The organism is Arthrobacter sp. MMS24-S77, assembly GCF_054888235.1.
The window spans coordinates 1,247,339-1,269,629 of the sequence record NZ_JBTZRN010000001.1; the positions used below are offsets into that span (position 1 = coordinate 1,247,339).

General features: G+C 63.8%; 20 protein-coding genes, 1 pseudogene and 1 riboswitch. Of the genes and pseudogenes, 14 read left to right on the forward strand and 7 right to left on the reverse strand.

Going from position 1 to position 22,291, the window contains the following annotated elements; translation table 11 throughout:
• Nucleotides 1–16: 16 nt before the first annotated feature.
• Together mmsA and ACX5I4_RS05720 are read right to left on the reverse strand one after the other, a co-directional pair.
• Complete coding sequence (gene mmsA / locus ACX5I4_RS05715) at nucleotides 17–1,573, reverse strand: multiple monosaccharide ABC transporter ATP-binding protein (RefSeq protein ID WP_461835819.1); 1,557 nt, start codon at nucleotides 1,571–1,573, stop codon at nucleotides 17–19.
• Between the two features lie 138 nt (nucleotides 1,574–1,711).
• Complete coding sequence (locus tag ACX5I4_RS05720; protein ID WP_461835820.1) at nucleotides 1,712–2,902, reverse strand: ROK family transcriptional regulator; 1,191 nt, start codon at nucleotides 2,900–2,902, stop codon at nucleotides 1,712–1,714.
• A 241-nt stretch (nucleotides 2,903–3,143) separates the two neighbouring features.
• On the opposite strand from ACX5I4_RS05720, the gene ACX5I4_RS05725 reads away from it, so the two are divergent.
• On the forward strand, nucleotides 3,144–3,938 hold the full coding sequence (locus ACX5I4_RS05725; RefSeq protein WP_461835821.1) for a nitrilase-related carbon-nitrogen hydrolase: 795 nt from the start codon (nucleotides 3,144–3,146) through the stop codon (nucleotides 3,936–3,938).
• A 226-nt stretch (nucleotides 3,939–4,164) separates the two neighbouring features.
• Nucleotides 4,165–4,614 carry a hypothetical protein gene (locus tag ACX5I4_RS05730; protein ID WP_461835822.1) on the forward strand — a complete coding sequence of 150 codons (450 nt, stop codon included), beginning with the start codon at nucleotides 4,165–4,167 and terminating at the stop codon, nucleotides 4,612–4,614.
• On the opposite strand, the pseudogene ACX5I4_RS05735 reads toward ACX5I4_RS05730, so the two are convergent.
• Both ACX5I4_RS05735 and alr read right to left on the reverse strand, forming a co-directional pair.
• Nucleotides 4,579–6,221: pseudogene (locus tag ACX5I4_RS05735) on the reverse strand (PucR family transcriptional regulator). The gene ACX5I4_RS05730 and the pseudogene ACX5I4_RS05735 sit on opposite strands and share 36 nt — an antisense overlap.
• A complete protein-coding gene (gene alr / locus ACX5I4_RS05740) occupies nucleotides 6,211–7,446 on the reverse strand; it encodes an alanine racemase (protein WP_461835823.1) in 1,236 nt (411 codons plus the stop codon). Before alr ends, ACX5I4_RS05735 begins: the two are co-directional and overlap by 11 nt.
• 204 nt (nucleotides 7,447–7,650) lie before the next feature.
• Between alr and ACX5I4_RS05745 the strand changes: the two genes are divergently transcribed.
• Together ACX5I4_RS05745 and ACX5I4_RS05750 are read left to right on the forward strand one after the other, a co-directional pair.
• Entirely contained in the window at nucleotides 7,651–9,081 is a 1,431-nt protein-coding gene (locus ACX5I4_RS05745) for an amino acid permease (protein WP_461838658.1), read from the forward strand.
• On the forward strand, nucleotides 9,078–10,802 hold the full coding sequence (locus ACX5I4_RS05750; protein ID WP_461835824.1) for a flavin monoamine oxidase family protein: 1,725 nt from the start codon (nucleotides 9,078–9,080) through the stop codon (nucleotides 10,800–10,802). The genes ACX5I4_RS05745 and ACX5I4_RS05750 overlap by 4 nt, the downstream gene beginning before the upstream one ends.
• Nucleotides 10,803–10,872: 70 nt before the next feature.
• Here the strand turns inward: ACX5I4_RS05750 and ACX5I4_RS05755 are convergent, their stop codons facing one another.
• The 3 genes from ACX5I4_RS05755 to purU all read right to left on the reverse strand — a co-directional run bounded on the left by ACX5I4_RS05755 (nucleotide 10,873) and on the right by purU (nucleotide 13,118).
• A complete protein-coding gene (locus ACX5I4_RS05755) occupies nucleotides 10,873–11,397 on the reverse strand; it encodes a gamma carbonic anhydrase family protein (protein WP_461835825.1) in 525 nt (174 codons plus the stop codon).
• Nucleotides 11,398–11,478: 81 nt separating this feature from the next.
• Entirely contained in the window at nucleotides 11,479–12,165 is a 687-nt protein-coding gene (locus tag ACX5I4_RS05760; protein ID WP_461835826.1) for a class I SAM-dependent methyltransferase, read from the reverse strand.
• A 92-nt stretch (nucleotides 12,166–12,257) separates the two neighbouring features.
• On the reverse strand, nucleotides 12,258–13,118 hold the full coding sequence (purU, locus tag ACX5I4_RS05765; RefSeq protein WP_461835827.1) for a formyltetrahydrofolate deformylase: 861 nt from the start codon (nucleotides 13,116–13,118) through the stop codon (nucleotides 12,258–12,260).
• Between the two features lie 36 nt (nucleotides 13,119–13,154).
• Nucleotides 13,155–13,240: riboswitch (ZMP/ZTP riboswitch) on the forward strand.
• 105 nt (nucleotides 13,241–13,345) lie between these two features.
• On the opposite strand from purU, the gene glyA reads away from it, so the two are divergent.
• The 10 genes from glyA (at nucleotide 13,346) to ACX5I4_RS05815 (ending at nucleotide 22,290) form a co-directional block, all read left to right on the forward strand.
• On the forward strand, nucleotides 13,346–14,641 hold the full coding sequence (gene glyA, locus ACX5I4_RS05770; RefSeq protein ID WP_461838659.1) for a serine hydroxymethyltransferase: 1,296 nt from the start codon (nucleotides 13,346–13,348) through the stop codon (nucleotides 14,639–14,641).
• A gap of 8 nt (nucleotides 14,642–14,649) precedes the next feature.
• Nucleotides 14,650–15,561: a bifunctional methylenetetrahydrofolate dehydrogenase/methenyltetrahydrofolate cyclohydrolase gene (locus ACX5I4_RS05775; protein ID WP_461835828.1), complete on the forward strand. Its 912-nt coding sequence runs from the start codon at nucleotides 14,650–14,652 to the stop codon at nucleotides 15,559–15,561.
• Between the two features lie 101 nt (nucleotides 15,562–15,662).
• Nucleotides 15,663–16,823 carry a sensor histidine kinase gene (locus tag ACX5I4_RS05780; protein WP_461835829.1) on the forward strand — a complete coding sequence of 387 codons (1,161 nt, stop codon included), beginning with the start codon at nucleotides 15,663–15,665 and terminating at the stop codon, nucleotides 16,821–16,823.
• The gene (locus ACX5I4_RS05785; protein WP_461835830.1) at nucleotides 16,820–17,485 is read left to right on the forward strand and encodes a response regulator transcription factor; all 666 of its coding nucleotides are present in this window, start codon (nucleotides 16,820–16,822) and stop codon (nucleotides 17,483–17,485) included. Before ACX5I4_RS05780 ends, ACX5I4_RS05785 begins: the two co-directional genes overlap by 4 nt.
• A 133-nt stretch (nucleotides 17,486–17,618) precedes the next feature.
• Nucleotides 17,619–17,918, forward strand: coding sequence for an SHOCT domain-containing protein (locus ACX5I4_RS05790; RefSeq protein ID WP_461835831.1), 300 nt, complete (start codon nucleotides 17,619–17,621; stop codon nucleotides 17,916–17,918).
• Between the two features lie 251 nt (nucleotides 17,919–18,169).
• A complete protein-coding gene (locus ACX5I4_RS05795) occupies nucleotides 18,170–19,099 on the forward strand; it encodes an ABC transporter ATP-binding protein (RefSeq protein WP_461838660.1) in 930 nt (309 codons plus the stop codon).
• 23 nt (nucleotides 19,100–19,122) lie between these two features.
• On the forward strand, nucleotides 19,123–19,977 hold the full coding sequence (locus ACX5I4_RS05800) for an ABC transporter permease (protein ID WP_461835832.1): 855 nt from the start codon (nucleotides 19,123–19,125) through the stop codon (nucleotides 19,975–19,977).
• The gene (locus ACX5I4_RS05805) at nucleotides 19,974–20,807 is read left to right on the forward strand and encodes an ABC transporter permease (RefSeq protein WP_461835833.1); all 834 of its coding nucleotides are present in this window, start codon (nucleotides 19,974–19,976) and stop codon (nucleotides 20,805–20,807) included. The genes ACX5I4_RS05800 and ACX5I4_RS05805 overlap by 4 nt, the downstream gene beginning before the upstream one ends.
• 66 nt (nucleotides 20,808–20,873) lie before the next feature.
• Nucleotides 20,874–21,446 (forward strand): hypothetical protein, encoded by a 573-nt coding sequence (locus ACX5I4_RS05810; RefSeq protein ID WP_461835834.1) that lies wholly within the window; start codon nucleotides 20,874–20,876, stop codon nucleotides 21,444–21,446.
• A 10-nt stretch (nucleotides 21,447–21,456) separates the two neighbouring features.
• Nucleotides 21,457–22,290, forward strand: coding sequence for an exodeoxyribonuclease III (locus ACX5I4_RS05815; RefSeq protein ID WP_461835835.1), 834 nt, complete (start codon nucleotides 21,457–21,459; stop codon nucleotides 22,288–22,290).
• Nucleotide 22,291 lies beyond the last annotated feature (1 nt).

A 22,291-nucleotide genomic window follows, 5' to 3' on the forward strand; every position in this document is an offset into this window, starting at 1 on the left:
CTGGAGATGACCGGGGTCAGGCGGCTTTGCGGCTGGATGTCATGAGCTTCATGAGGCTCTCCTGGCTGGCTTCGTCCTTGTTCAGTACGCCAGTGATGGAGCCCTCGAAGATGGTGTAGATGCGGTCCGAGAGGCCCAGCAACTCGGGGAGTTCGGAGGAAATCACAATCACGCCCTTCCCTTGGTTGGCCAGCTGTTGGATGATGCCGTAGATCTCGTACTTGGCCCCGACATCGATTCCGCGGGTGGGTTCATCCAGGATGAGAAGGTCAGGATCGGTGAACATCCATTTGGCGAGCACAACCTTCTGCTGGTTGCCGCCGGAGAGCTTCGACACGCCTTCCTCCACTGACGGGGTCTTGGTCCGCAGCGACTTCCGGTATTGCTCCGCCACCATGAATTCTTTGTTGGTGTCGACGACGATTCCCCGGCTGACTTTCTTCAAGTTGGCAGACACCGTGGTGGTCTTGATGTCGTCCAGGAGGTTCAGCCCCAGGCTCTTGCGGTCCTCGGTGACGTAGCCAAGACCGGCGTCGATCGCTTGGCGGACGCTGCGCATGGTGATGGGCTTACCGTCCTTGTACACCTGACCCGAGATGAACCGGCCGTAGGAGTGGCCGAAGACGGAGCGGGCAAGCTCGGTTCGTCCGGCGCCCATCAGACCCGCGAATCCCACGATTTCGCCGCGGCGCACATGGAAGTTGGAGTTCTTGCAGACCAAGCGGTCCTGGATCTGGGGGTGCCCGACATTCCAGTCCTTGACTTCGAAGAACACCTCACCGATCTTCGGTGTGTGGTCCGGGAAGCGGGACTCGAGCGTCCGGCCGACCATGCCCTTGATGATCCGGTCCTCGTCGACGCCGTCTTCCTTCACGTTGAGCGTCTCGATCGACTTGCCGTCGCGGATGATGGTGATCTCGTCCGCGATCTGCTCGATCTCGTTGAGCTTGTGGGAAATCATGATGGACGTGATGCCCCGGCCCTTGAGGCCGAGGATGAGGTCCAACAGGTGCTGGGAGTCCGATTCGTTGAGGGCAGCAGTCGGCTCATCCAGGATGAGCAGCTTGACGGACTTGTTCAAGGCCTTGGCGATTTCCACCAGCTGCTGCTTGCCGACGCCGATTTCCTTGATGGGGGTATCAGGATCCTCGCGCAAGCCGACCCTGGCGAGGAGTTCAACCGAGCGCTTGCGGGCCTCGGCCCAGTCGATGATGCCGCGTCGGACGGGTTCGTTGCCGAGGAAGATGTTCTCCGTGATGGACAGTTCCGGGATCAGCGCGAGTTCCTGGTGGATGATGACGATTCCGGCCTGCTCGCTCGCCCGGATGTCCCTGAACTGCTGGACTTCCGCCTGGTACACGATGTCGCCGTCGTAGCTGCCGTAGGGGTAGACCCCTGAAAGCACCTTCATCAACGTGGACTTGCCTGCTCCGTTTTCGCCGCAGATAGCGTGGATCTCGCCCACCTTGACCCGGAGGCTAACGTTCGAGAGCGCCTTGACGCCGGGGAATTCCTTGGTGATGGACCGCATCTCGAGAAGGACCGGGTCCTGGTGCGTTACGGGGGTCGACATACCCTTGCGCCTCCAATGTTTGACGTCGTTGTCGGCCCGCGGATGGCGAGCCTATCTGATGTGAAAGTAAACTGGATCACACCGCTTGTCGTCAAGACTTTAACGCAAGACGGCGGTAACAGCGTGGTAACGAAATGTTCAGGACTGCTTGATGCCGGCGTGCTGGAACACCAAAGCGGCCGCCCCGAGGGCCTCCGCCCTGGCACCGAGCGACGACATTGCCAAGTGCGTTGTCTCGCCGATCACGGGCACCGCATGGCGGACGAGGCCGCGCCGGATCGGGTCGAGGAGGATGTCTCCGAGGCCGGCAAGCGGGCCGCCCACCACGATGACTTCCGGGTTTATGAGATTGGCCACATTGCCCAGGGCGCGCCCCACCGCGAGTCCGGCGTCGTCCACGACGCGGAGGGTTGCAGAGTCCCTGGCCAGGGCGTTTCGGACAATGTCCTCAGGCTCGAGGTGCACGCCTGAACCCTTGCCTAGCAGCTCGATCATGGTGGTGGTGGAAGCCATGGTTTCCAGGCAGCCCCGGTTGCCGCAGCGGCAGATGGCGCCGTATTCGTGGATGGTCGCATGGCCGATCTCTCCCGTGATTCCCACCGCCCCGTAGTAGGGCGCACCATTGATGATGAGGCCCGCGCCGATGCCGGAACCGATCTTGAGGAACATGAGGTTGCTGATCCCGCTGTGCGGCCCCCACGTGACCTCGGACAGGGCACCCAGATTGGCGTCGTTGTCAACGTATACGGGCAGATTGAGGGCTTCCTCAAGCCGTTCGAGAATCTGGATTCCCACCCATTCAGGCAGGATGGCCCCCTGCGCCACCGTACCGGAACGGCGGTCGATGGGGCCCGCGATGCCGGCCCCGGCGCCCACTACCGCGCTCCGGTCAACACCGCTTTCCAGCAGCAGTTTGTCGAGGAGCGCGACGGCGGCGCTGATGCCCTGTTCGGCGTGGTGGCCGAGGGGGAGGGTGACTGTTTCCTCGACGATGATGTGGTAGCCCAGCGACGCCAGGACGACCCGCAGGTGGCGCCGGCCAAAATCGATTCCCACCGCCACGGCGCCGTTGCTGTTGAGTCTGACGTTCAGGGCCCGGCGCCCGGAGCTGGTGATCGGCTCGGTGGAGACAAGCCCGGCGTCCTGCATGATCTTGACGATGTTGGACACTGTGGCCGTGGAAAGACCGGTTTGCCTGGCGAGCTCGGCCTGGGTGGATGGGCCGCTCAGCAGGCATTCGATGAGCCGCTGTTGGTTCAGGTGGCGCAGCGCTGATTGCGAGCCGGGGTTCTTGCGGTGGCTCTTCGTCGAGCGGGATGTTGCAGGCATGACATGAAGCGTGCCCCAAATCACAGTTGCAGTCAAGAAGTTAACGCAACGTTCCAAAGTTGCGTCGTGGTCATGGACTTTGCCCTTGGCATGTACGAACCATCCCCGTTCGGCCCTTTGCGGGTCCATTTGTCCTTCGTCAGCGCTCAGGGGCTGGCTACGCTGGAACCACGAGGAATCCCGGTTATGTCTACAAAAGAACGATTGCCCGGGGATGCAAGGTGCTATTGAGGTGGTAAAGATGCTGCTGTCTGTCCTGCAGGCCAACGCTGTTGTCCTGGACATCGACGCCAATCTGAGAGTGATCGACGCGGCAGCACAACGCGCTGCCGCGGCCGGCTCTGCCCTCCTGCTGACCCCGGAGCTCTTCCCCGTGGGCTACGCCCCGCTCAGGATCCACAGCGATTTCGACCCATTGGCGCTTCCCGATATCCGGCAGCGCCTTGCGGACATCGCCCGCACGCACGCAATCGGGCTGGTCTACAGCCTCCCGGCGCCAGCTGCCGACGGTGGCTGGCACATCTCCGCCACACTCCTGGACGCACGCGGAACCGTGCTCCTGGACTACAACAAAGTGCACCTCTTCGGCGCCGAAGAGCGCAAGGCGTTCTCCGCCGCCCAAGCAGCTCCCGCCGTCGTCGACTTCGACGGCATCAAGACGTCGCTGCTGATTTGCTATGACGTCGAATTCCCGGAGGCCGTCCGTGCCGCGGCAACGCGAGGTGCCGAACTTCTCCTGGTCCCCACCGCTTTGTCCGCGGGCTTCGATGCCGTGCCTCAGGTACTGATCCGTGCGAGGGCCCTGGAAAGCCAGCTCACCGTGGCCTACGCCAACCACAGCGGGCACGAGGACGGCTGTGACTTCCTCGGCGGAAGCGTAGTCGCCGGTCCGGATGGCTCTCTGTTGGCTGCCGCCGGTGACGGGGCGGCGCTGCTTTTCGCCGAGATCTCCACGGAAAGCGTCAAGACGGCCCGGGAACAAGTGCCGTACCTGCGTGAACGGCGCCCGGAGTTGTACCGCGAGTGGGACTCGTAGTCCTGTTTCTCTAATGCCGGGATTCCGGATAAGCGCGGTGGCAGCCTTGGACCGGGTCGCCAGAAACGCAACAGATCGTTGGTAACGTCGCACTGATAGTCGGAAGCCACGGAAGTCGCCGCAGCAGGCGGAGCGGTCGTGGAATTTCACTCATTAACCCGAATTACGGGACCTACATGAAAGCCGGGCAAGACTACCTGCGGCGCCTGTGCGAAGGGAAATGACAGTGGCCCGATTGAGATTGACTGAAGGTACGATTTTCGAAGTCCCTACCAACAAAGGGGATGTGGTTGGAGTTGTATCTCGCATGGGGCGCGGGAATGCAATGATTGGCTATTTCTTTCCTCCAGGAATCCTTGAACTCGAACCCGGCTACGCTGCACTCAACCCGACCGACGCGATAGCTGTCCTTCGGTTCGGTCCCCTCGGATTCAAGATGGACGGATGGCCCTTAGTTGGGATCATCCCCGACTGGCAGCGCGATAAGTGGAATATGACCACATTCAAGACGCAACAAACTGGAATTCCGGGTTATTTACTGAATGAATATGACGATAACGATATTTCCAAAATAGTTCGCACGGAGCGAGTTCCTGCCGATCCGGTCGACATCCCCGACGACGGGCTCCGCGGCCACCGCCTAATACCCGCCCACCTTGAGCGACTTCTCCCATAGGCCGCCATCCCCGCCACCCACCAACTCGTCCGTGTACTGCAGCGCTATCCAGAGTTCGGCACGCACTTGGGCCTGGTTCAGGTCGGCGTCGAGCAATTCGGCGAGCAGGCCAATCTGGCGGCGCACGCTGTTGCGGTGCAGGCCCAGTAGTTTGGCGGAGGCATCCCAGCTGCCGTTCTCGCTTAGCCAGCCCCGGAGCACGGCCAACAGAGGATCCCGTCGTTCGGGCTCCAAGGTGAGTACCGGTTCAAGCAGCCGCGCGGCCAACATGGACCCGGCCTCACGGCCCAGGAGCCCGGTCACGGACCACGTGACCTCGTCGACCCGGGCGCTCTTGCCACTCGATTGCACACGGCTGCGGAGCGACGTGACGCGCTGATGCGCTGCCGCGAGCCCCGTCAGTTCCGTGGGATCCCCGATGACCAGCCGCCATCCGAGTTTCTCGATGTCGGCCAGCAGGGCGTCGTCAACTTTGAGCCGTGTGATCGCAGCGAATCCGTAATCGGTGATTTCCACGAGTTTGGTGTCGAAGAGGCGCCGCCACTGCAATAGCTCGCGCACGGGGCTGTCGCCGGCGGGCCATTCAGGAGAGTCCACTTTGATGCCCTGGACCACGCGCAGGGGAGCGGAGCGTGTGGAGGCCACGCTTTGCGCGAGGAGGTCCTTGAGCCCGTTGATGTGCCGCGTACTGCCAGCGGCAAGGCTCTCCGGGTGCAGGAGCAATGCTGTAGCCAACTGGCTCGGCGCGAGCGAGCCGCTGGTGCGCTGCCGGACCAGCAACTCCAACAGCCCCACCACTGACTGCACCACGCTGTTCTGGGCGGGAGTCAGCGCAACGTCCGAGCCCAGAACCAAGGCGCCGAGGTTGGCGTCCTTGGTGCTCCGCAGCGGGTGGCCGAAAACCATCGCGGAGCCCGGCTGCTCAAAGCCGTCCACCTCAACGCGCGGCCCGCTGCCCGAAAGGAGCCGTTCCAGCATGGGCTCCAGGAGTGAATGCTCGACGCCGGTGCTGCCGCCGGCGGCGTGGGCCCGCGCACGGATGCGCCCGTCCGCGCCGACCAGCAGGGCCCAGACAGGCGCCTTTTGGACCAGGGCGGCGAGCAGTTCGTGTTCAGGCCGGGGGAGAGGACAGCCCGCATGAGTTGCCTGTTGGTGTCCGCGAGTTGGCGGAAGACCTTCGCGTTGTCCGATTCCAGGAGCTGGGAGAACTCCAGCCCGATCGCGGCGAACGGGATGGACTCCGGGATCTCAATCAACGTGAGCTTGTGCCGGCGGCACGCCTTGAGCAGCTCGGACGGGACGGCGTCGAAATACGGCCTGATCCCGAACCCCAGTGCCGCAACCTTAGCCCCGACCAGCCGCTTCACGTAAGCGTCAACGTTCTCTTGGGAACCGCCGTCGCCCAGGAAAGGGAGCCCCGCGGTCAGCAGGAACTCCCCTTCCGGCAGGTAGGGGGTGGGATCGTCCAGTTCGCTTGGCTCGACCCAGCGCAGCAGCTCCCCGCCGCTGCCGCCGTCGTGGAGTATCTCCAACTCGGGCGGCAGCTGCTTGAGGAACTGATCGAGTGTGACAAAACTCAGTCGACCCTGGCTCGGCTCAGGCGACATCGCTCGGTGCCTCCCTGACTGCAAGCTCCTGGTAATCGGGGCATTCGTAGGCACTGGACTCATACGCGCGGGGGAGGCGGGGCGCGATCCGGTTGATGATTTCGTCGCCATGGCTTCCGATCGCGGCGCCCCAATCGTCCGCGCTCGCAGCCCCTTCGGCCGGATCGCCGAACAGTACAGCCGTGTCTCCGACGGCGATGCCGGACGCATCCGGGCCGAGGTCCACCATGAACTGGTCCATGCACACCTTGCCGATCACGGGGACTTTCCGTCCGGCGATCTGGACCAGGCTGCGGCCGCTGATGCCCTTGGGGATGCCGTCTGCGTAGCCCAAGGGGATGAGACCGAGATAGCGCGGCTCATGCGTGATGGCTTGGTGTTCGTAGCTGACGCCTGTTCCCGCGGGGACTTTCTTGACCATGACGAGCGGTGCGGTGACGCTCAGCGCGGGGCGCAGTCCGAAGTCGGCAGGATCCAGGTGGTCCGCGGGGGCTAGCCCGTAGATGGCCAGTCCGGCCCGGACCATGTCGAAATGGAATTCGGCCCGCTCCAGGATGTTGGCCGAGCTGGATACGTGCCGGAGTTGCGGGTCCAGACCGGCGGCCCTGGCTTCGCGCACGGCGTCCTCGAATTCCGCCACGGCGGCTGCGTTGCCCGGGTGTGCGGGAACATCGGCCCAGGCCAGGTGCGTCCAGATGCCGCGTACCAGCACAGTGCCGTCCTGCTCGGCCTTTCGCGCATGGGCCACGAGCTCCGGCCAGTCTTCCTTTCGCGCGCCGCCGCGGCTGAGGCCGCTGTCCAGTTCCAGGTGTACGACGGCGGGGCGTCCCAATTGCCCCGCGATCCCCGCCAGCACCTCTAGCTGGCCGACGCTCCCAAGCGAAACGTCGACGTCGTATTCGAGTGCCTCTCGGATGGTTGCGCTGGTCTGGGATGCCAGATAAAGCCAGGACAAGACCGGCACGGTGATGCCCGCCTTGCGCAAGGTGATGGCTTCGCTCAGCTGCGCAGTTCCCAGCCAGTCAGCCCCTGCCTTGACTGCAGTGCGGGCTACATCCACCAGGCCGTGCCCATAGCCGTTACCTTTGACGACGGCCATGAAATACGGCGCGGCGGTGCGCTTCTTCAGGGCTTTGATGTTGTCTGAAATCGCAGACAGGTCAACACTGACCTGTCCGGAAAGAGCCGCTTCCGGCGTTGGTTCTGATTGTGCAATACGTCTCATGGTTGATCACTATAGGTCATTTTGCACCGCCCTGAGAGCTGGCTCACAGGCTTACGGTGGACACGGGAAACCGCAAACTACTCTGAAGGGACGTCAACGGTGACTGTGCCTACCTCCACCCAGACCAAGCCAATACACGCCGCAGAGGCTGCCCGCCGTCCGGGGCTCGGGGCGCAACTGCTGCGCCGCAAGCCCATCGGGCAGATGGTCAGCGAAGCCGGAAGCAGCGAAGGTGGAACACCACTGGTCCGCAGCTTCGGTGTCCTCCAACTGACCATGATCAGCGTCGGCGCCACCCTTGGCACCGGGATCCTGGTGATCCTCGGCGAATCCGTGCCCCTGGCTGGACCCGCAGTCTGGATTTCCTTTGTGGTGGCGGGTCTCGCTGCCCTGTTCTCCGCAGTGTCCTACGCGGAAATGGCGGGCCTCGTACCCGTAGCCGGCTCGAGCTACTCCTACTCCTACGCCACCATGGGCGAGGGCATGGCCTGGATCTGTGGTTGGTGCCTCGTCCTCGAATACGCCGTCTCAGTAGCTGCCGTGGCCGTCGGCGCAGGGCAATACGTAAACGAAACCCTGGCAGCGTTCGGGCAGTTCCTCCCCGACGCGATGTCCCAGCCACCGGGCAGCGGTGGCGTGGTCAACATCCCCGCCATGGCGATTGTTGTCCTCGCGATGATCCTGCTGGTGCGGGGCGCCAAGGAGAGCGCGTGGATCAACACGGCGATCGTGACCATCAAGATTGTCATTCTGCTGTTCTTCTGCGCCGTTGCCTTCACCGCGTTCAACGCCGGCAACTTCGAACCCCTCATGCCGATGGGTGCCGCAGGTGTCTCGGCCGCCGCATCCCGCGTCTTCTTCTCCTACATCGGCTTCGACGCCGCCTCCACTGCCGGAGAGGAAGCCCGCAACCCCAAGCGCGACCTGCCCCGGGCCATCCTGCTCTCCATGGTGATCGTGACCAGCATTTACGTCCTGGTCGCCGTGGCGGCCATCGGCGCGCGGCCCTGGGAATGGTTCGGCGGCACCGAGGCAGCCCTGGTCCAGATCCTGGAGGAAACCACCCAGCAGCCCTGGATCGCGCTCGTCTTCTCCATCGGAGCCGTGCTCGCCATCGCCAGCATCGTCCTGACCGTGCTCTACGGCCAGACCCGGATCCTGCTCTCCATGTCCCGCGACGGACTGGTCCCCGAGGTCTTTGGCCGTATTTCCCCGCGCACCGGCACCCCGGTGGCCGGAACGCTCATCGTGGGCACCGCCGTCGCACTCACCGCAGGGCTTGTCCCGCTCGGCGCGCTGGCTGACGCCACCAGCATCGGCACCCTCTTCGCGTTCGCGCTGGTGAACGTCGCCGTCATCTACCTGCGGCGCAACCGCCCCGAGCTGAAGCGCAGCTTCCGCGTGCCGCTTTACCCGATCACCCCCGTTCTCGGCACCCTGATGTGCGCCTACCTCATGGCCAACCTGGGCGCAGACACCTGGGTGGTGTTCGGTGGCTGGATGCTCGTGGGGATCGCCCTCTACTTCGGCTATGGACGCCGGAATTCCAAGGTAGCGGCCCTGACCGAACAGGATTACCGTGAACTATCCGCAAGGGTCCCTGACCCGGAAACTGTGAAGGCAGAACTTTCATGACCATCGCCACCGAATTGCCCACGGAACCCACACCCCGCGCGGGGGACGCGGGGAATTCCCAAGCAACGCCGGCCGACGCTCCCATCACCATGCTGAACCCCGACTTCCCGTTCAGCTACGACCACTACCTCGCCCACCCCGACGGTCTGGCGGTTGTTCCGCCGGAACTATACGGCACGGAGGTCGCAGTGATCGGCGCCGGCCTCTCGGGACTCGTCACGGCCTACGAGCTCATGAAACTCGGACTGCGGCCCGTGGTCTACGAGGCTGACCAGATCGGCGGGCGGCTCCGCACCGCGGGCTTCCCCTCGGCTCCTGGAGTGGTGGCAGATCTTGGCGGCATGCGGTTCCCGGTGTCCGGCAAGGCGTTCTACCACTATGTGGACCTGCTCGGCCTGGACACCCAGGAATTCCCCAACCCGCTCGCGCCCGCAACAACAAGCACGGTGATCGAGTTGGCCGGGCAGAAACACTATGCGGCCACGTCGGCTGACCTCCCGGAGTTCTTCCACGAAGTTGCCGCAGCCTGGAAGGCCGCCGTCAATGACGGCGCGGCGTTCCAGGAAATGCAGGAAGCCATCCGGGCCCGGGACACCACCCGCATCAAGGAACTCTGGAACGAACTGCTCCCGCTCCTGGATGAGCAGACCTTCTACGGCTTCATCGCCGCAAGCAAGTCCTTCAAAGAGGCCGGATTCGCGCATCGCGAGGCCTTCGGGCAGGTAGGTTTCGGTACCGGCGGATGGGACACCGACTTCCCCAACTCCATCCTCGAGATCCTGCGCGTCGTCTACACGGACGCTGATGACCAGCACCGGCTCATCACTGGGGGAGCGCAGCGGCTCCCCGAGGCACTGTGGCACCACGCGCCGTCGGGCATGGCCCACTGGCCCGAGGGCACCTCGCTGGCATCGTTGCATTCCGGTTCCCCGCGCGGAGCCGTGGACCGCATCGAGCGCGGCGAGAACGGCGATCTCATGGTGCGCGAACGTTGGGGCCGCGAAACCGGCTACCCCGCCGTCGTGACCACATGCCAGTCCTGGCTGCTGTCCACGCGCATCCACACCCAGGAATCCTTGTTCCCCTCGGAACTGTGGACCGCGATCGAGCGCTCGCACTACATGCAGTCGTCCAAGACCTTCGTGATGGTGGACCGGCCGTTCTGGAAGGACATCGACCCCGAAACGGGCCGGGAGGTGTTGTCCATGACCCTGACCGACCGGCTCAACCGGGCAACGTACCTGCTCGACGACGGCCCGGACAAGCCTGCCGTCATCCTGCTTTCCTACACGTGGAACGACGACGCCCTGAAGTGGCTCTCGCTCAGCGCCGAGGAACGCGTCAAGCTCATGCTGCACTCACTCGAGCAGATCTACCCGGGTGTGGACATTGCGAGCCATATCGTGGGCCAGCCCATCACGGTCTCCTGGGAGGCCGACCCCAACTTCATGGGGGCCTTCAAGGCCAACCTGCCGGGGCACTACCGCTACCAGCAGCGCCTCTTCACGCACTTCAAACAGGACAACCTGCCGGAGAGCCAGCGGGGTATCTTCCTGGCCGGCGACGACGTCTCGTTCACCGCGGGTTGGGCCGAAGGCGCCGTTACCACAGGGCTCAACGCCGTCTGGGGCGTGGTGAACCACCTCGGCGGCTCGTCCGTGGCCGGCAACCCCGGTCCCGGTGAACTGTTGGACGAGCTGGGTCCGATCAGCCTGGACTAGTCCCATCCCGGACCCCTAAACCGGATACGAAAATGCCCGGCAGGAGAATCATCCTGCCGGGCATTTCGCTTTAATCCCGTGCGTGCATCTCGCGGTGCGCCGCTGCTAGCTCCCTGTAGTGCGCCGCGTTGCGCTTCACGCCGTCGAGTTCTTCCTCGCTCAGTTCGCGGCGCACTTTGGCGGGCACACCGGCAACCAAGGAACGCGGCGGGATGACAGTTCCCTCAAGGACGACGGCGCCCGCCGCCACGAGCGAACCGGTACCGATGACGGCGCCGTTCAGGATGGTGGCGCTCATGCCGATGAGGCAGTCGTCTTCCACAGTGCACCCGTGCACGACGGCACTGTGTCCGACACTGACGCGCTCGCCTACGGTGCAGGGGAAGCCGGGGTCGGCGTGCAGGACCACATTGTCCTGGAGGTTCGAGCCGGCACCGACGCGGATGGCGGCGGTGTCTGCGCGGACGGACACGCCATAGAAGGCGCTGGAGTCCTCGCCGAGGGTGGCCTTGCCGATAATGGACGCCGTCGGTGCCACGAAGGCGGTGTCATGGATGGCCGGGGTATCCCCGGCAAAAGTGTAAATGGGAGCCATGGGGCAAGCCTAGATGACGGCGTCCCAAGCCAACTAACTAGCAATAGGTGTCGTTTTGAGCGCTCAAAACGACATTAACTGCTAGTTAGTTGGGTGGGGCGTTCGGAGAACCAGGAACTGGTAGTGCTGCCTCCAATTCCCCGCACCCGGCCCGGATTCGGTTCCCGTGCCCTCCGGCCAGGTCTCAAAGTGCTCCACGTCGCCGTGCGCGCCGAAGATCCGAAGCAGAGTCGCGTCGCTCCGCCGGCTGAAGAACCGCCGCGGCTCGTCTTCGTCCTCGGGGTTGAGGACTTCTTCATCGTCACCTGACCAGAGCCCGACGGCGATTGGCGCGCCCGGCGCGGCGACCCGCACAAGTTCGCTGACGACGTCGTGGATTCGAGTGTTAGGGACATGGAGCAAAGTGCTCATGGTCCACACGGCGGGGAACACGCCGTCGGCGAATGGCAGGTTGCGGCCGCTGGCCACGCTGGCATCCAAGCCCTTGGCGCGGGCGACGTGGATGCTTTCCTCGGAAAGGTCGACGCCGGTGTAGTGCAGTCCCGCTCGCACGAATTCCAGCCCTTCGACGCCGGTCCCGCAGCCTAGTTCGAACAGTGAGTGCCTGTGTTCGACCTTGAGCATACGGATGAACCAATCGCGGCATTCCGTCCGACGCGGCGTCAGGGCCCGGGTGTTCTCGGCGGGGGCCTGCCGGTCGTAATAAACCGCGAGGTCCGCCTCGTGGTCGACGCTTTCGTCGCTGGATGCCGTCGGGGTCCCGTCCATGCACCCAGCGTAGGACACCCAACTGACTAGCAGTAGGTGTCGTTATAAGGCCTCAAAACGACACCAACTGCGAGTTAGTTGGGCGGGGAATGCTAGTTGAAGACCACCGTGCGGGTGCCGTCCAGGAGGACGCGGTGTTCGGCGTGCCACTGCACGGCCTGAGCGAGGGTGCGGCCCTCGACGTCGCGGCCCATCTGCACGAATTGCTCGGCGGTTCGGGCGTGGTCCACGCGGATGACTTCCTGCTCGATGATGGGACCTTCATCGAGATCCGCGGTGACGTAGTGGGCGGTGGCGCCAATGATCTTCACGCCCCGGGCATGCGCCTGGTGGTAGGGCTTGGCGCCCTTGAAGGACGGCAGGAAGGAGTGATGGATGTTGATGGCCTTGCCGTTGAGCTCGGCGCAGAGCTCGTTGGAGAGGACCTGCATGTAGCGCGCCAGGACAGTCAGCTCGATGCCGTGCTCATGGATGAGCTCGAGGAGTTTCGCCTCGGCTTGGGGTTTGGTGTCCGGGGTTACGGGGATGTGGTGGAAGGGGATGCCATAAAACTCGGCCAGCCCTTCGAGGTCCCGGTGGTTGGACACGATGGCCGGTACTTCGATGGGGAGGGTTCCGGAACGTTGCTGGAAGAGCAGATCGTTGAGGCAATGCGCGTCCCTTGAACCCAGAATCAGGGTCCGGACTTTCTCGCCCACCGGGTTGATCTGCCACTTCATCCCGAATTCTTCGGCCACCGGGGCCAGCGCCGAACTCAGTTCAGCCTGGGTTGAGGACGTGGTGGCTTCCACCCGCATGAAGAAGTTTCCCGTGCTGGGGCTGCCGTATTGCTGGGAATCGGCGATGTTGCAGCCAGCTTCCAACAAGGCGCCTGCAACGGCGTGCACAATTCCGGGCCGGTCCGGGCAGGACAGGGTTACAACAAAAGACGTGGGCAGGGTGGAGTCAGTCACACAGTCAAGCCTACCGTTGCGCACCTGTTGTACTGTTTAAGTCGTCGCGACTGGCGTTGGGTGGGGTACCACCAGGGAGCGGCATTGATGAAGACCACGGATCGTACGCCTGGGCCGAGGGTCACGTTTTACTGTCGCTGTGCCATGCCCCGTAATCAAAGGCATGGAAAAAACCCAGCCGGTAGCCTGACCTGTAGAAATACCCGTTGCCTATCCAGGAGATCTTCGTGACCACCACCATCACCTCCGCGACCATCAGCAACCAGCCGCTTTCCGAACTCGACCCCGAGATCGCAGCAGTTCTGGAACAGGAACTCGGCCGCCAGCGCGGCACCCTGGAAATGATCGCTTCCGAGAACTTTGCACCCCGCGCCGTCATGGAGGCCCAGGGTTCTGTCCTGACCAACAAGTATGCCGAAGGCTACCCGGGCAAGCGCTACTACGGTGGTTGCGAATACGTGGACATTGCCGAGCAGCTGGCAATCGACCGCGTAAAGGCACTCTTCGGTGCAGAGTACGCCAACGTTCAGCCCCACTCTGGTGCCCAGGCCAACGCGGCTGCCCTCTCCGCCCTGATCAACCCGGGGGACAAGATCCTGGGCCTGTCCCTGGCCCACGGTGGCCACCTGACCCATGGCATGAAGTTGAACTTCTCCGGCAAGCTGTACAAGGTTGCCGCCTACCAGGTCGAAGAAGACACCTTCCGCGTGGACATGGACAAGCTCCGCGAGCAGGCCATTGCCGAGAAGCCGCAGGTCATCATCGCCGGCTGGTCCGCCTACCCGCGCCACCTCGACTTCGAGGCCTTCCGCTCCATCGCCGACGAGGTTGGCGCGCTTCTCTGGACGGATATGGCCCACTTCGCCGGCCTTGTGGCAGCAGGCCTGCACCCGAGCCCGGTGCCGCACTCCGACGTCGTCACCTCCACGGTGCACAAGACGCTGTCCGGCCCCCGTTCCGGTGTGATCCTCGCCAAGGAAGAATGGGCGAAGAAGCTCAACTCCAACGTTTTCCCGGGCCAGCAGGGCGGTCCGCTCATGCACGTGATCGCAGCCAAGGCCGTTGCCTTCAAGATCGCCGCGGGCGAGGAATTCAAGGAGCGCCAGGAACGAGTCATCGAAGGCGCCAAGATCATCGCCGACCGGCTCAACCAGGCTGATGTTGCCGGAGCCGGTATTTCCGTCTTGACCGGCGGCACCGACGTCCACCTGGTCCTCGTGGACCTGCGCAACTCGCAGTTGGACGGCCAGCAGGCCGAAGACCTCCTGCACTCGGTGGGCATCACAGTCAACCGCAACGCCGTTCCGTTCGACCCCCGCCCGCCGATGGTCACCTCCGGCCTGCGCATCGGTACCCCGGCCTTGGCCACCCGCGGATTCGGTGCTACCGAGTTCACCGAGGTTGCCGAGATCATCGCTTCGGCGTTGAAGGCCGGTTCCGCCACCGACGTTGAAGCCCTGCAGGCCCGTGTCGACAAGCTCGCCGCTGACTTCCCGCTGTACCCGCAGCACGAGCAGTGGTGAACCCGTCCATGGCGCAGACCGCGAAGATCCTTGACGGCAAGGCCGCTGCCGCCGCCATCAAATCCGAGCTCACTGAGCGCGTCGCTGCCCTGAAGGCCAGCGGCGTAACTCCGGGCATTGCTACTGTGCTCGTAGGCGCGGACCCTGCTTCGCAGCTTTACGTGTCCATGAAGCACAAGCAGTCTGTGGAGATCGGGATGAACTCGATCCAGCGTGAGCTTCCGGCGGATGCCACCCAGGCCCAGGTTGAGGCCCTCATCGACGAACTCAATGCGGACCCCGCCTGCCACGGCTACATCGTGCAGCTGCCGCTCCCCAAGCACCTGGACACCGACGCGATCCTCGAGCGGATCGACCCCGCCAAGGATGCCGACGGCCTGCACCCGACCAACCTGGGCCGGCTGGTGCTCAACGTCAACGGAGAGATCACCTCGCCGCTGCCGTGCACGCCCCGCGGCGTCATCGAGCTCCTGGAGCGCAACGGCTACAGCCTCGCCGGCAAGCACGTTGTGGTGGTCGGCCGCGGCGTCACGATCGGCCGCTCGATCGGCCTGCTGCTCACCCGGCGGGCCGTGAACGCCACCGTGACGCTGACGCACACCGGCACCAAGAACCTCTCGGAGCTGCTGCGGCAGGCGGACGTGATTGTGGGCGCGGCGGGTGCCAAGCACATCGTCAAGGCTGCGGACGTGAAGCCGGGCGCGGCCGTGCTCGACGTCGGTGTAACCCGTGAAACCGACCCCGAGACGGGCAAGAGCAAGGTCCACGGCGACATCGATCCCGCCGTTGCCGATGTAGCCGGCTGGATTTCGCCGAACCCCGGCGGCGTCGGTCCCATGACCGTGGCGCTGCTCATGACCAACGTGGTCGAAGCCGCGGAACGCCAATTGGCAGCGGGAAGCATCTCCAGCGCCGTCTGATTTGCTCCCCACCGCGGTGTAGGGCGCCTACTCCCTCGGGAGTAGGCGCCCTACACCGTTAACCCGACGACGCCGGAGCCCTCCGCGACTAGGCTCGGAGCATGCAGCGGCGTTTCCAGGGTCCCCCTACGAGTTTCATCGTGATCGCGGTGGCCCTGATCCAAGTCCTGGGGACCGTCTTTTCGGCAGGCCACCAGGCTGACCTGCGCCCCTTGGACCCCCTGGCCTTCATCCTGTTGCTGGCAGGACCCGCGGCCCTGGCTTTCCGGTCTAGCAGGCCCGTTGTCATGCTTCCGGTCACCTTGGCGGCCACTTTCAGCTATGTGCTCCTCGGTTACGCTTGGGGTCCGATCGTGCTGTCCCTGGCGCTGTCCATCATCCTGACCGCGGCCGCCGGACTGCGCTGGCAGGCCTGGCTGGGGGCAGGGATCTGCGCCGTCGCCGTCGTGCTGTTCTCCCTCTTGACGGGAGGTGAGACCGGGCTTGTCCGGGCATCCGCCGGCATCGCGTGGGTGGCGATCCTGGTCCTGATCGGTGAAGGCTTCCGACGTCGGGGCGAGCGGATGGCCGAATACCGTCGGCGGCGCGAGGCTGCGAAACAGGCCGAACGGGACGAGTACCGTCTCACGCTCGCCCGTGATATCCACGATGTGGTGGCCCATTCCTTGTCGATGATCAACGTCCAGGCCTCCGTGGCGCTTCACTTGGGCACGAACGATCCCGAGAAGCTCCGTCCGGCGCTGGAGGCCATCAAAGCAGCGAGCAAGGAATCCTTGGCCGAGGTCCGTCAGCTCCTTGGCGTACTGCGCGACGACGCTCCGTTGAGTCCTGCCGCACCGCCAAGCCTCGCGCGGATTCCGGAACTCGTGGAAGACGCGCGGCGCGGCGGCCTGCAGCTGCGGTTCGAGAACTCCGTAGACCGCGAACGGGTGGGCCCGGAACACCTGGGCCCAGGGCACCTTGGAACAGTACAGGAGGAAACGGCCTACCGGATTGTCCAGGAAGCGCTGAGCAACGTGCGCAGGCACTCAGGCGCGGCGTCCGCCGTCGTACTTCTGGAATTGGCGGGGAACGCGCTGAAGGTGAGGATCGACGACGACGGTGCAGGCATGCGGGGAGCGACTGCCGGCAACGGGTTGACAGGCATGCGCGAGCGCGTCGCCGCGTTGGGCGGGACACTTAGCCTGACCCCGCTGGATCCCGGGCTGCGCGTTGAAGCGATGCTTCCGCTGGATCACACAAAGGGAGAACACCAGCCATGATCCGCTTGCTGCTGGCAGACGACCAGAACCTTATCCGGGCGGGATTCCGGGCGCTCCTGGATGCTGAACCGGACCTGGAAGTGGTGGCAGAAGCGGGTACCGGCAGGGACACGGTCAGGCTGGCCGAGCGAGAAGCACCCGACGTCATCCTGATGGACATCCGCATGCCCGACGGCGACGGGCTCTCCGCAACCCGGCAGATCCTGGCCAACCCCCGCCTCGCGCACACCCGCATCATCATCCTCACCACGTTCGAACTGGACGAATACATCGCCGAGGCCGTGCGCGCGGGTGCCGCTGGCTTCCTCGTCAAGGACACCGAACCGGAGGAACTGATCCGCGCCGTGCGGGTGGTGCACGACGGCGATGCCCTCCTTTCGCCATCGGTGACTCGCCGCATCATGGCCCAGCTCGCCCTGCACAGCAAGGCGGCGTCGAAGACAGTGCCCCTGGACCACATCACCGAGCGCGAACGGGAAGTGCTCGCACTGGTGGGCGAAGGCCTGAACAACGCCGAGATCGCGGAACGGCTGTTCATCACCCCGCTGACGGCGAAGACGCACGTTTCCCGGATCATGACCAAATTGCTGGTGCGGGACCGTGCGCAATTGGTGGTCCTGGCGTACGAATCCGGTTTGGTCCGGCCCGGCTGGAGCAGCTAGCGGTTCTGCGCAGTCTCCCGTGGGAGTAGGCGGCAGGCCGCAAGTGCCTCCCGGTGGCCGACGCGATTGGATGGGCCGAAAACCAGACTGGAAACAGAGCCGAGATACGGCCTGTTGAGAGTTTGGACTGGACATGTTGACATCACTGAGCACCACCATCGGCGCCGCGGCCGCGCAGCTTCCCGCCGACGTCGTCCATGGACCGGGGGACGGATTCGTCTTCTGGCCGCTTTTCCTCCTGATTCCGCTGTTTTGGATCCTGGTGATCGGATTCTTCATCTTCTTCGGCCGCCGCATGTGGCGCCGGAACCACTACTGGGCCGCAACGCAGGGCGCCGAAAGCGTGCTGAGGGAGCGTTACGCACGTGGCGAAATCGACGAGACCGAGTACCGCCAACGCCTGGAAGTGCTGCGGGCACATCCGACGAAATGAGGGACCGGCGGATTTTGCTGGATCATTCGTCTTGATAATCCATCAGGCCTTGGAATCACGCGGTTCCAAGGCCTGATGCGCGGAATGATCCAGCGGAATCCGACGCCGGCTGCTTTCCGATGGCGATCCGGGGCCGGGGGTTATTCCAGAAAATTGCGCAATACCTCTTTCACGTATTCCTTGGCTCTACTAGTCTGCTGTGGGTGCACAATGAAGCCACCCGCTCTTTCTCCACGTCAGCCAGCTTCCAGATGAACCCACCCGCAGTCATCACAGCCGAAAACCTCACCAAGACCTACGGTGAGCTCACCGCCGTCGACAGTATCTCCTTCGAGGTTTCGGCGGGGGAGTCCTTCGGCCTGTTGGGTCCCAACGGGGCAGGTAAGTCGACCACCATGAAGATGATCGGCGGAGTCTCCCAGCGCACGTCCGGGAAGCTCAGCATCATGGGCCTGGACCCGGAAACCCATGGCCCGGAAGTCCGCGCGCATCTAGGTGTGGTGCCACAACAGGACAACCTGGACGAGGAACTGAAGGTCCGCGAAAACCTGATTGTCTATGGCCGCTACTTCGGCCTGCCCTTGAGCTACTTGCGTCCCAAGGCCGATGAGCTGCTTGAGTTCGCGCAATTGACGGATAAAGCCAAGTCCAGGGTCGATGCCCTCTCGGGCGGTATGAAACGGCGCCTGACGATTGCCCGCTCACTGATCAACGAACCCAAGATCCTGCTCCTGGATGAGCCCACCACGGGGCTGGACCCGCAGGCCCGGCACATCCTTTGGGACCGGCTCTTCAGGTTGAAGGAACAGGGTGTCACCCTGATCCTCACCACCCACTATATGGACGAGGCCGAACAGCTTTGCGACCGGCTGATTGTGGTGGACAAAGGCCGCATCATGGCCGAAGGCTCGCCGGCCAGCCTGATCCGCGAATATTCCACACGCGAGGTCCTGGAGCTCCGCTTCGGGTCCGAGCGCAATACCACCATCGGCGTCGAACTCGAAGGCGTGGGGGAGCGGGTGGAGACACTGCCGGATCGTGTGCTCATCTACGCGGACGACGGCGAGTCCGCCTTGGAACAAGTCTCCGCACGCCGGCTCCGCCCCCTGACCTCGCTGGTACGTCGTTCTTCCTTGGAGGACGTCTTCCTTCGGCTCACCGGACGAAGCCTTGTTGACTAGGGACCAGTTGAGTAGGAGGACGCATGACTGACGCCCAGCTCCCGACGGCGGACCATCCCTTGCGCGCACACTCGCCGGCCGTCTCGGCCAGCCGGGCGCGACGCTGGGGATCGTTCTTCTACGCCGAGCAGGTCCTTCGTGTGATGCGTGGCTACGGCTGGTCCGTGTTCCTCTACAGCGTGGGGCAGCCGGTGGCCTACCTGTTCGCCATGGGCATCGGGCTGGCAAGCCTGGTGGATGCCAACAGTGCGGCGGTGTTCGGTGGCGTGAACTACCTGACCTTCATCGCGCCGGCACTGTTGGTCTCATCCGCGGTGATGACGGCATCGGGGGACTTCTCCTACCCGATCATGGACGGCTTCAAGTGGCGCCGCGTGTTCTATGGCCCGCACGCTTCGCCGCTGGTTCCGCAGCAGATTGCCGCGGGCCACATCATGGCCAGTGCCTTGAAGTTCCTCGTGCAATCGGTGGTCTACTTCGTCATCGTGGCCATGTTCGGTGCCTCGCCAAGTTCCTGGGGCTGGGTGTCGGCGGTGGTCGCCACCGTGGCCGGGTTGTCCTTCGGGTTGCCGCTCATGGCCTATGCCTCGAGCATCACCAAAGACTCCGGTCAGTTCGCGTTGGTTCAGCGCTTCATCGTGGTGCCGTTGTTCCTGTTTTCCGGGACCTTCTTCCCGCTGGATTCGCTGCCGCTAGGGGTGCGCTGGATCGGCTGGATCTCCCCGGTGTGGCACGGTACGCAGCTGGGCCGCATCTTCACCTACGGACTTGAGGAGAGCCCCGTGCTCACCCTGGCACACGTCCTGTTCCTTGTTGGCGCAGCTGCCGCCGGGTGGACCCTGACGCGGCGGCAGTTCGTCAGGAGGATGGGGGCATGAGCGTCCTGACCGGAGGGCACAGTGCTACGGACGCTGCCCGCGAGCGAACGTTCGGCCCCCTTTACTCCCGCAATGCGCTTGCTGTTGTGGCCAGGGGTCTCATGGCAGCGAAGAGCAGTACCTGGCTTATTTTGGTGTCCGGATTCTTCGAACCGGTACTGTACCTGATCTCCATGGGCGTGGGGCTGGGCCCGATCGTCGGAACCGTGGCCGGACCGGGCGGCCAGGAAATCAGTTACGCGGCCTACATTGCGCCGGCGCTCCTGGCCGTGTCCGCCATGAACGGCGCAGTCTATGACTCCACGTGGAACGTCTTCTTCAAGATGAACTTCGCCAAGCTGTACCAAGGCATGCTCTACACCTCGCTTGGACCGTTGGATGTAGCCATCGGGGAGATTTTCCTGGCCCTGCTGCGTGGTCTCCTGTACGCCACGGGCTTCACCGCGGTCATGGCCGTCATGGGTCTCATCACCACGCCGTGGGCCATCCTGGTTATCCCGGCGTCCGTGCTCATTGCCTTTGGCTTTGCGAGCTTCGGCATGGGCATCACGAGCTTCATGAAGACTTTCCAACAGATGGACTGGATTAACTTCTTCATGCTGCCCATGTTCTTGTTCAGTGCCACCTTCTACCCGCTGAGCGTCTATCCGCAGTACATTCAGTGGCTCATCCAGGCGATGCCCCTGTGGCATGGCGTGGAGCTCTTGCGGCAGATCAGCATTGGCTCCTTCAGTCCTGCGACGGCAGTCCACATCGCCTACTACCTTGTGATGATCGCGCTCGGCATCACGCTCACCACGGGACGGCTGCGCAAGCTCTTCCTGAAATAGCGGCCGGGCTGTTCGCCGGGGGTGGAAGCGGCCGGCTGTTCCTGCGGAGTTTGCGACAATGGGTGCATGCAATCTCTCGGCGACTCCCCGTCATCTGTTCCCCCGTCCGCTTCCGCCAAGAGCCCTTTCAAGGGCTTCCGCATCGGTGGACTGGGCATGACGGTGGTGCTCATCGCTTTCCTGGTGGCCGTTATTTTCGCCGCGAACCAGAACGACGTGGTCGGTTGGATCGTCGCCGTTGTTTCCTTCGGCTGGCTCGCCCTCGCCGCTTTCGTGGTTTTCAGCATCCAGAAGGCCGCCAAGCGGGCTGGAGAAAAACTCGCCGAAGCGCAGAACGCCTTCAACGCGGCAACCGGCCGGGCGCCGTCGTCGTCGAGCGCGGACCATGGCGGCACGCGCGTGGTCTCGGAACGCAGTGAAGCGGATGAAATGCGAGACCTCAAACTGGACCACTCGTTCAAGATTGTGCAGGTACAGGTTCGCGTGGTGGAGGCGGAGCGCGCCAAGGGCGAATCCGCCGATCAAGACACCATCAACCGCGCCTTGGAGACCATCGCCATCACGTCAAGCAACGCAAGGGACATGATCAAGTCTTCCGGCGGAACCGACGAGCCCGTCTCGGGCACCATCATCGACTAGAGTAGGCGGGGTGAGCTCGGCATTGAAGAAGGACTTCCTTCGCATCGCAACTGTCAACGTCAACGGCATTCGCGCCGCCTACAAGAAGGGCATGGCGGAGTGGCTGGAACCGCGCGACGTCGACATCCTGTGTCTGCAGGAAGTCCGCGCGCCTGATGAGGTGGTTCACCAGCTCATCGGCGAAGGCTGGCACATCCTCCACGCCGAAGCCGAGGCCAAGGGCCGCGCGGGCGTAGCGATTGCCTCCCGTCAGGAACCAACCGCCACCCGTGTAGGTATCGGCGACGATTACTTCGCCACCACCGGACGCTGGGTGGAGGCCGATTACGTCGTTCGAGACGGCGGCGGCAAGGACACTACCCTGACCGTCGTCAGCGCCTACGTGCATTCCGGCGAGGTAGATACCCCCAAGCAAGTGGACAAGTACCGCTTCCTCGATGTCATGGTCACGCGGCTCCCGGAGCTCGCCAAGCACAGTGACCACGCCCTGGTGGTTGGCGACCTCAACGTGGGCCACACTGAGCTCGACATCAAGAATTGGAAGGGCAACACCAAGCGTGCGGGCTTCCTTCCTGAGGAGCGTGCATACTTTGACCGCTTCTTCGGCGACGAGATCGGATGGAGGGATGTCCACAGGGGCCTGGCAGGAAATGTCGATGGCCCCTACACCTGGTGGTCCCAGCGCGGTAAGGCCTTTGACACTGACACAGGCTGGCGCATCGACTACCACATGGCCACTCCTGGACTCGCGGCAACCGCTCTTTCGGCCGTCGTTGACCGGGCGCCGTCGTGGGACACCCGTTTCTCCGACCACGCACCGCTGGTAGTCGACTACCGGCTCTAAG

What these genes read in the sequence shown, in the direction of transcription:
- ACX5I4_RS05810 (WP_461835834.1), top strand. Translation starts at nt 20,874, where the DNA reads ATGCAATCTCTCGGCGACTCCCCGTCATCTGTTCCCCCGTCCGCTTCC.
- ACX5I4_RS05790 (WP_461835831.1), top strand. Translation starts at nt 17,619, where the DNA reads ATGTTGACATCACTGAGCACCACCATCGGCGCCGCGGCCGCGCAGCTT.
- ACX5I4_RS05755 (WP_461835825.1), bottom strand. Translation starts at nt 11,397, where the DNA reads ATGGCTCCCATTTACACTTTTGCCGGGGATACCCCGGCCATCCATGAC.
- ACX5I4_RS05775 (WP_461835828.1), top strand. Translation starts at nt 14,650, where the DNA reads ATGGCGCAGACCGCGAAGATCCTTGACGGCAAGGCCGCTGCCGCCGCC.
- mmsA (WP_461835819.1), bottom strand. Translation starts at nt 1,573, where the DNA reads ATGTCGACCCCCGTAACGCACCAGGACCCGGTCCTTCTCGAGATGCGG.
- ACX5I4_RS05780 (WP_461835829.1), top strand. Translation starts at nt 15,663, where the DNA reads ATGCAGCGGCGTTTCCAGGGTCCCCCTACGAGTTTCATCGTGATCGCG.
- ACX5I4_RS05745 (WP_461838658.1), top strand. Translation starts at nt 7,651, where the DNA reads ATGGTCAGCGAAGCCGGAAGCAGCGAAGGTGGAACACCACTGGTCCGC.
- ACX5I4_RS05795 (WP_461838660.1), top strand. Translation starts at nt 18,170, where the DNA reads ATGAACCCACCCGCAGTCATCACAGCCGAAAACCTCACCAAGACCTAC.
- alr (WP_461835823.1), bottom strand. Translation starts at nt 7,446, where the DNA reads ATGAGACGTATTGCACAATCAGAACCAACGCCGGAAGCGGCTCTTTCC.
- ACX5I4_RS05800 (WP_461835832.1), top strand. Translation starts at nt 19,123, where the DNA reads ATGACTGACGCCCAGCTCCCGACGGCGGACCATCCCTTGCGCGCACAC.
- ACX5I4_RS05750 (WP_461835824.1), top strand. Translation starts at nt 9,078, where the DNA reads ATGACCATCGCCACCGAATTGCCCACGGAACCCACACCCCGCGCGGGG.
- ACX5I4_RS05720 (WP_461835820.1), bottom strand. Translation starts at nt 2,902, where the DNA reads ATGCCTGCAACATCCCGCTCGACGAAGAGCCACCGCAAGAACCCCGGC.
- ACX5I4_RS05805 (WP_461835833.1), top strand. Translation starts at nt 19,974, where the DNA reads ATGAGCGTCCTGACCGGAGGGCACAGTGCTACGGACGCTGCCCGCGAG.
- ACX5I4_RS05725 (WP_461835821.1), top strand. Translation starts at nt 3,144, where the DNA reads ATGCTGCTGTCTGTCCTGCAGGCCAACGCTGTTGTCCTGGACATCGAC.
- ACX5I4_RS05760 (WP_461835826.1), bottom strand. Translation starts at nt 12,165, where the DNA reads ATGGACGGGACCCCGACGGCATCCAGCGACGAAAGCGTCGACCACGAG.
- ACX5I4_RS05785 (WP_461835830.1), top strand. Translation starts at nt 16,820, where the DNA reads ATGATCCGCTTGCTGCTGGCAGACGACCAGAACCTTATCCGGGCGGGA.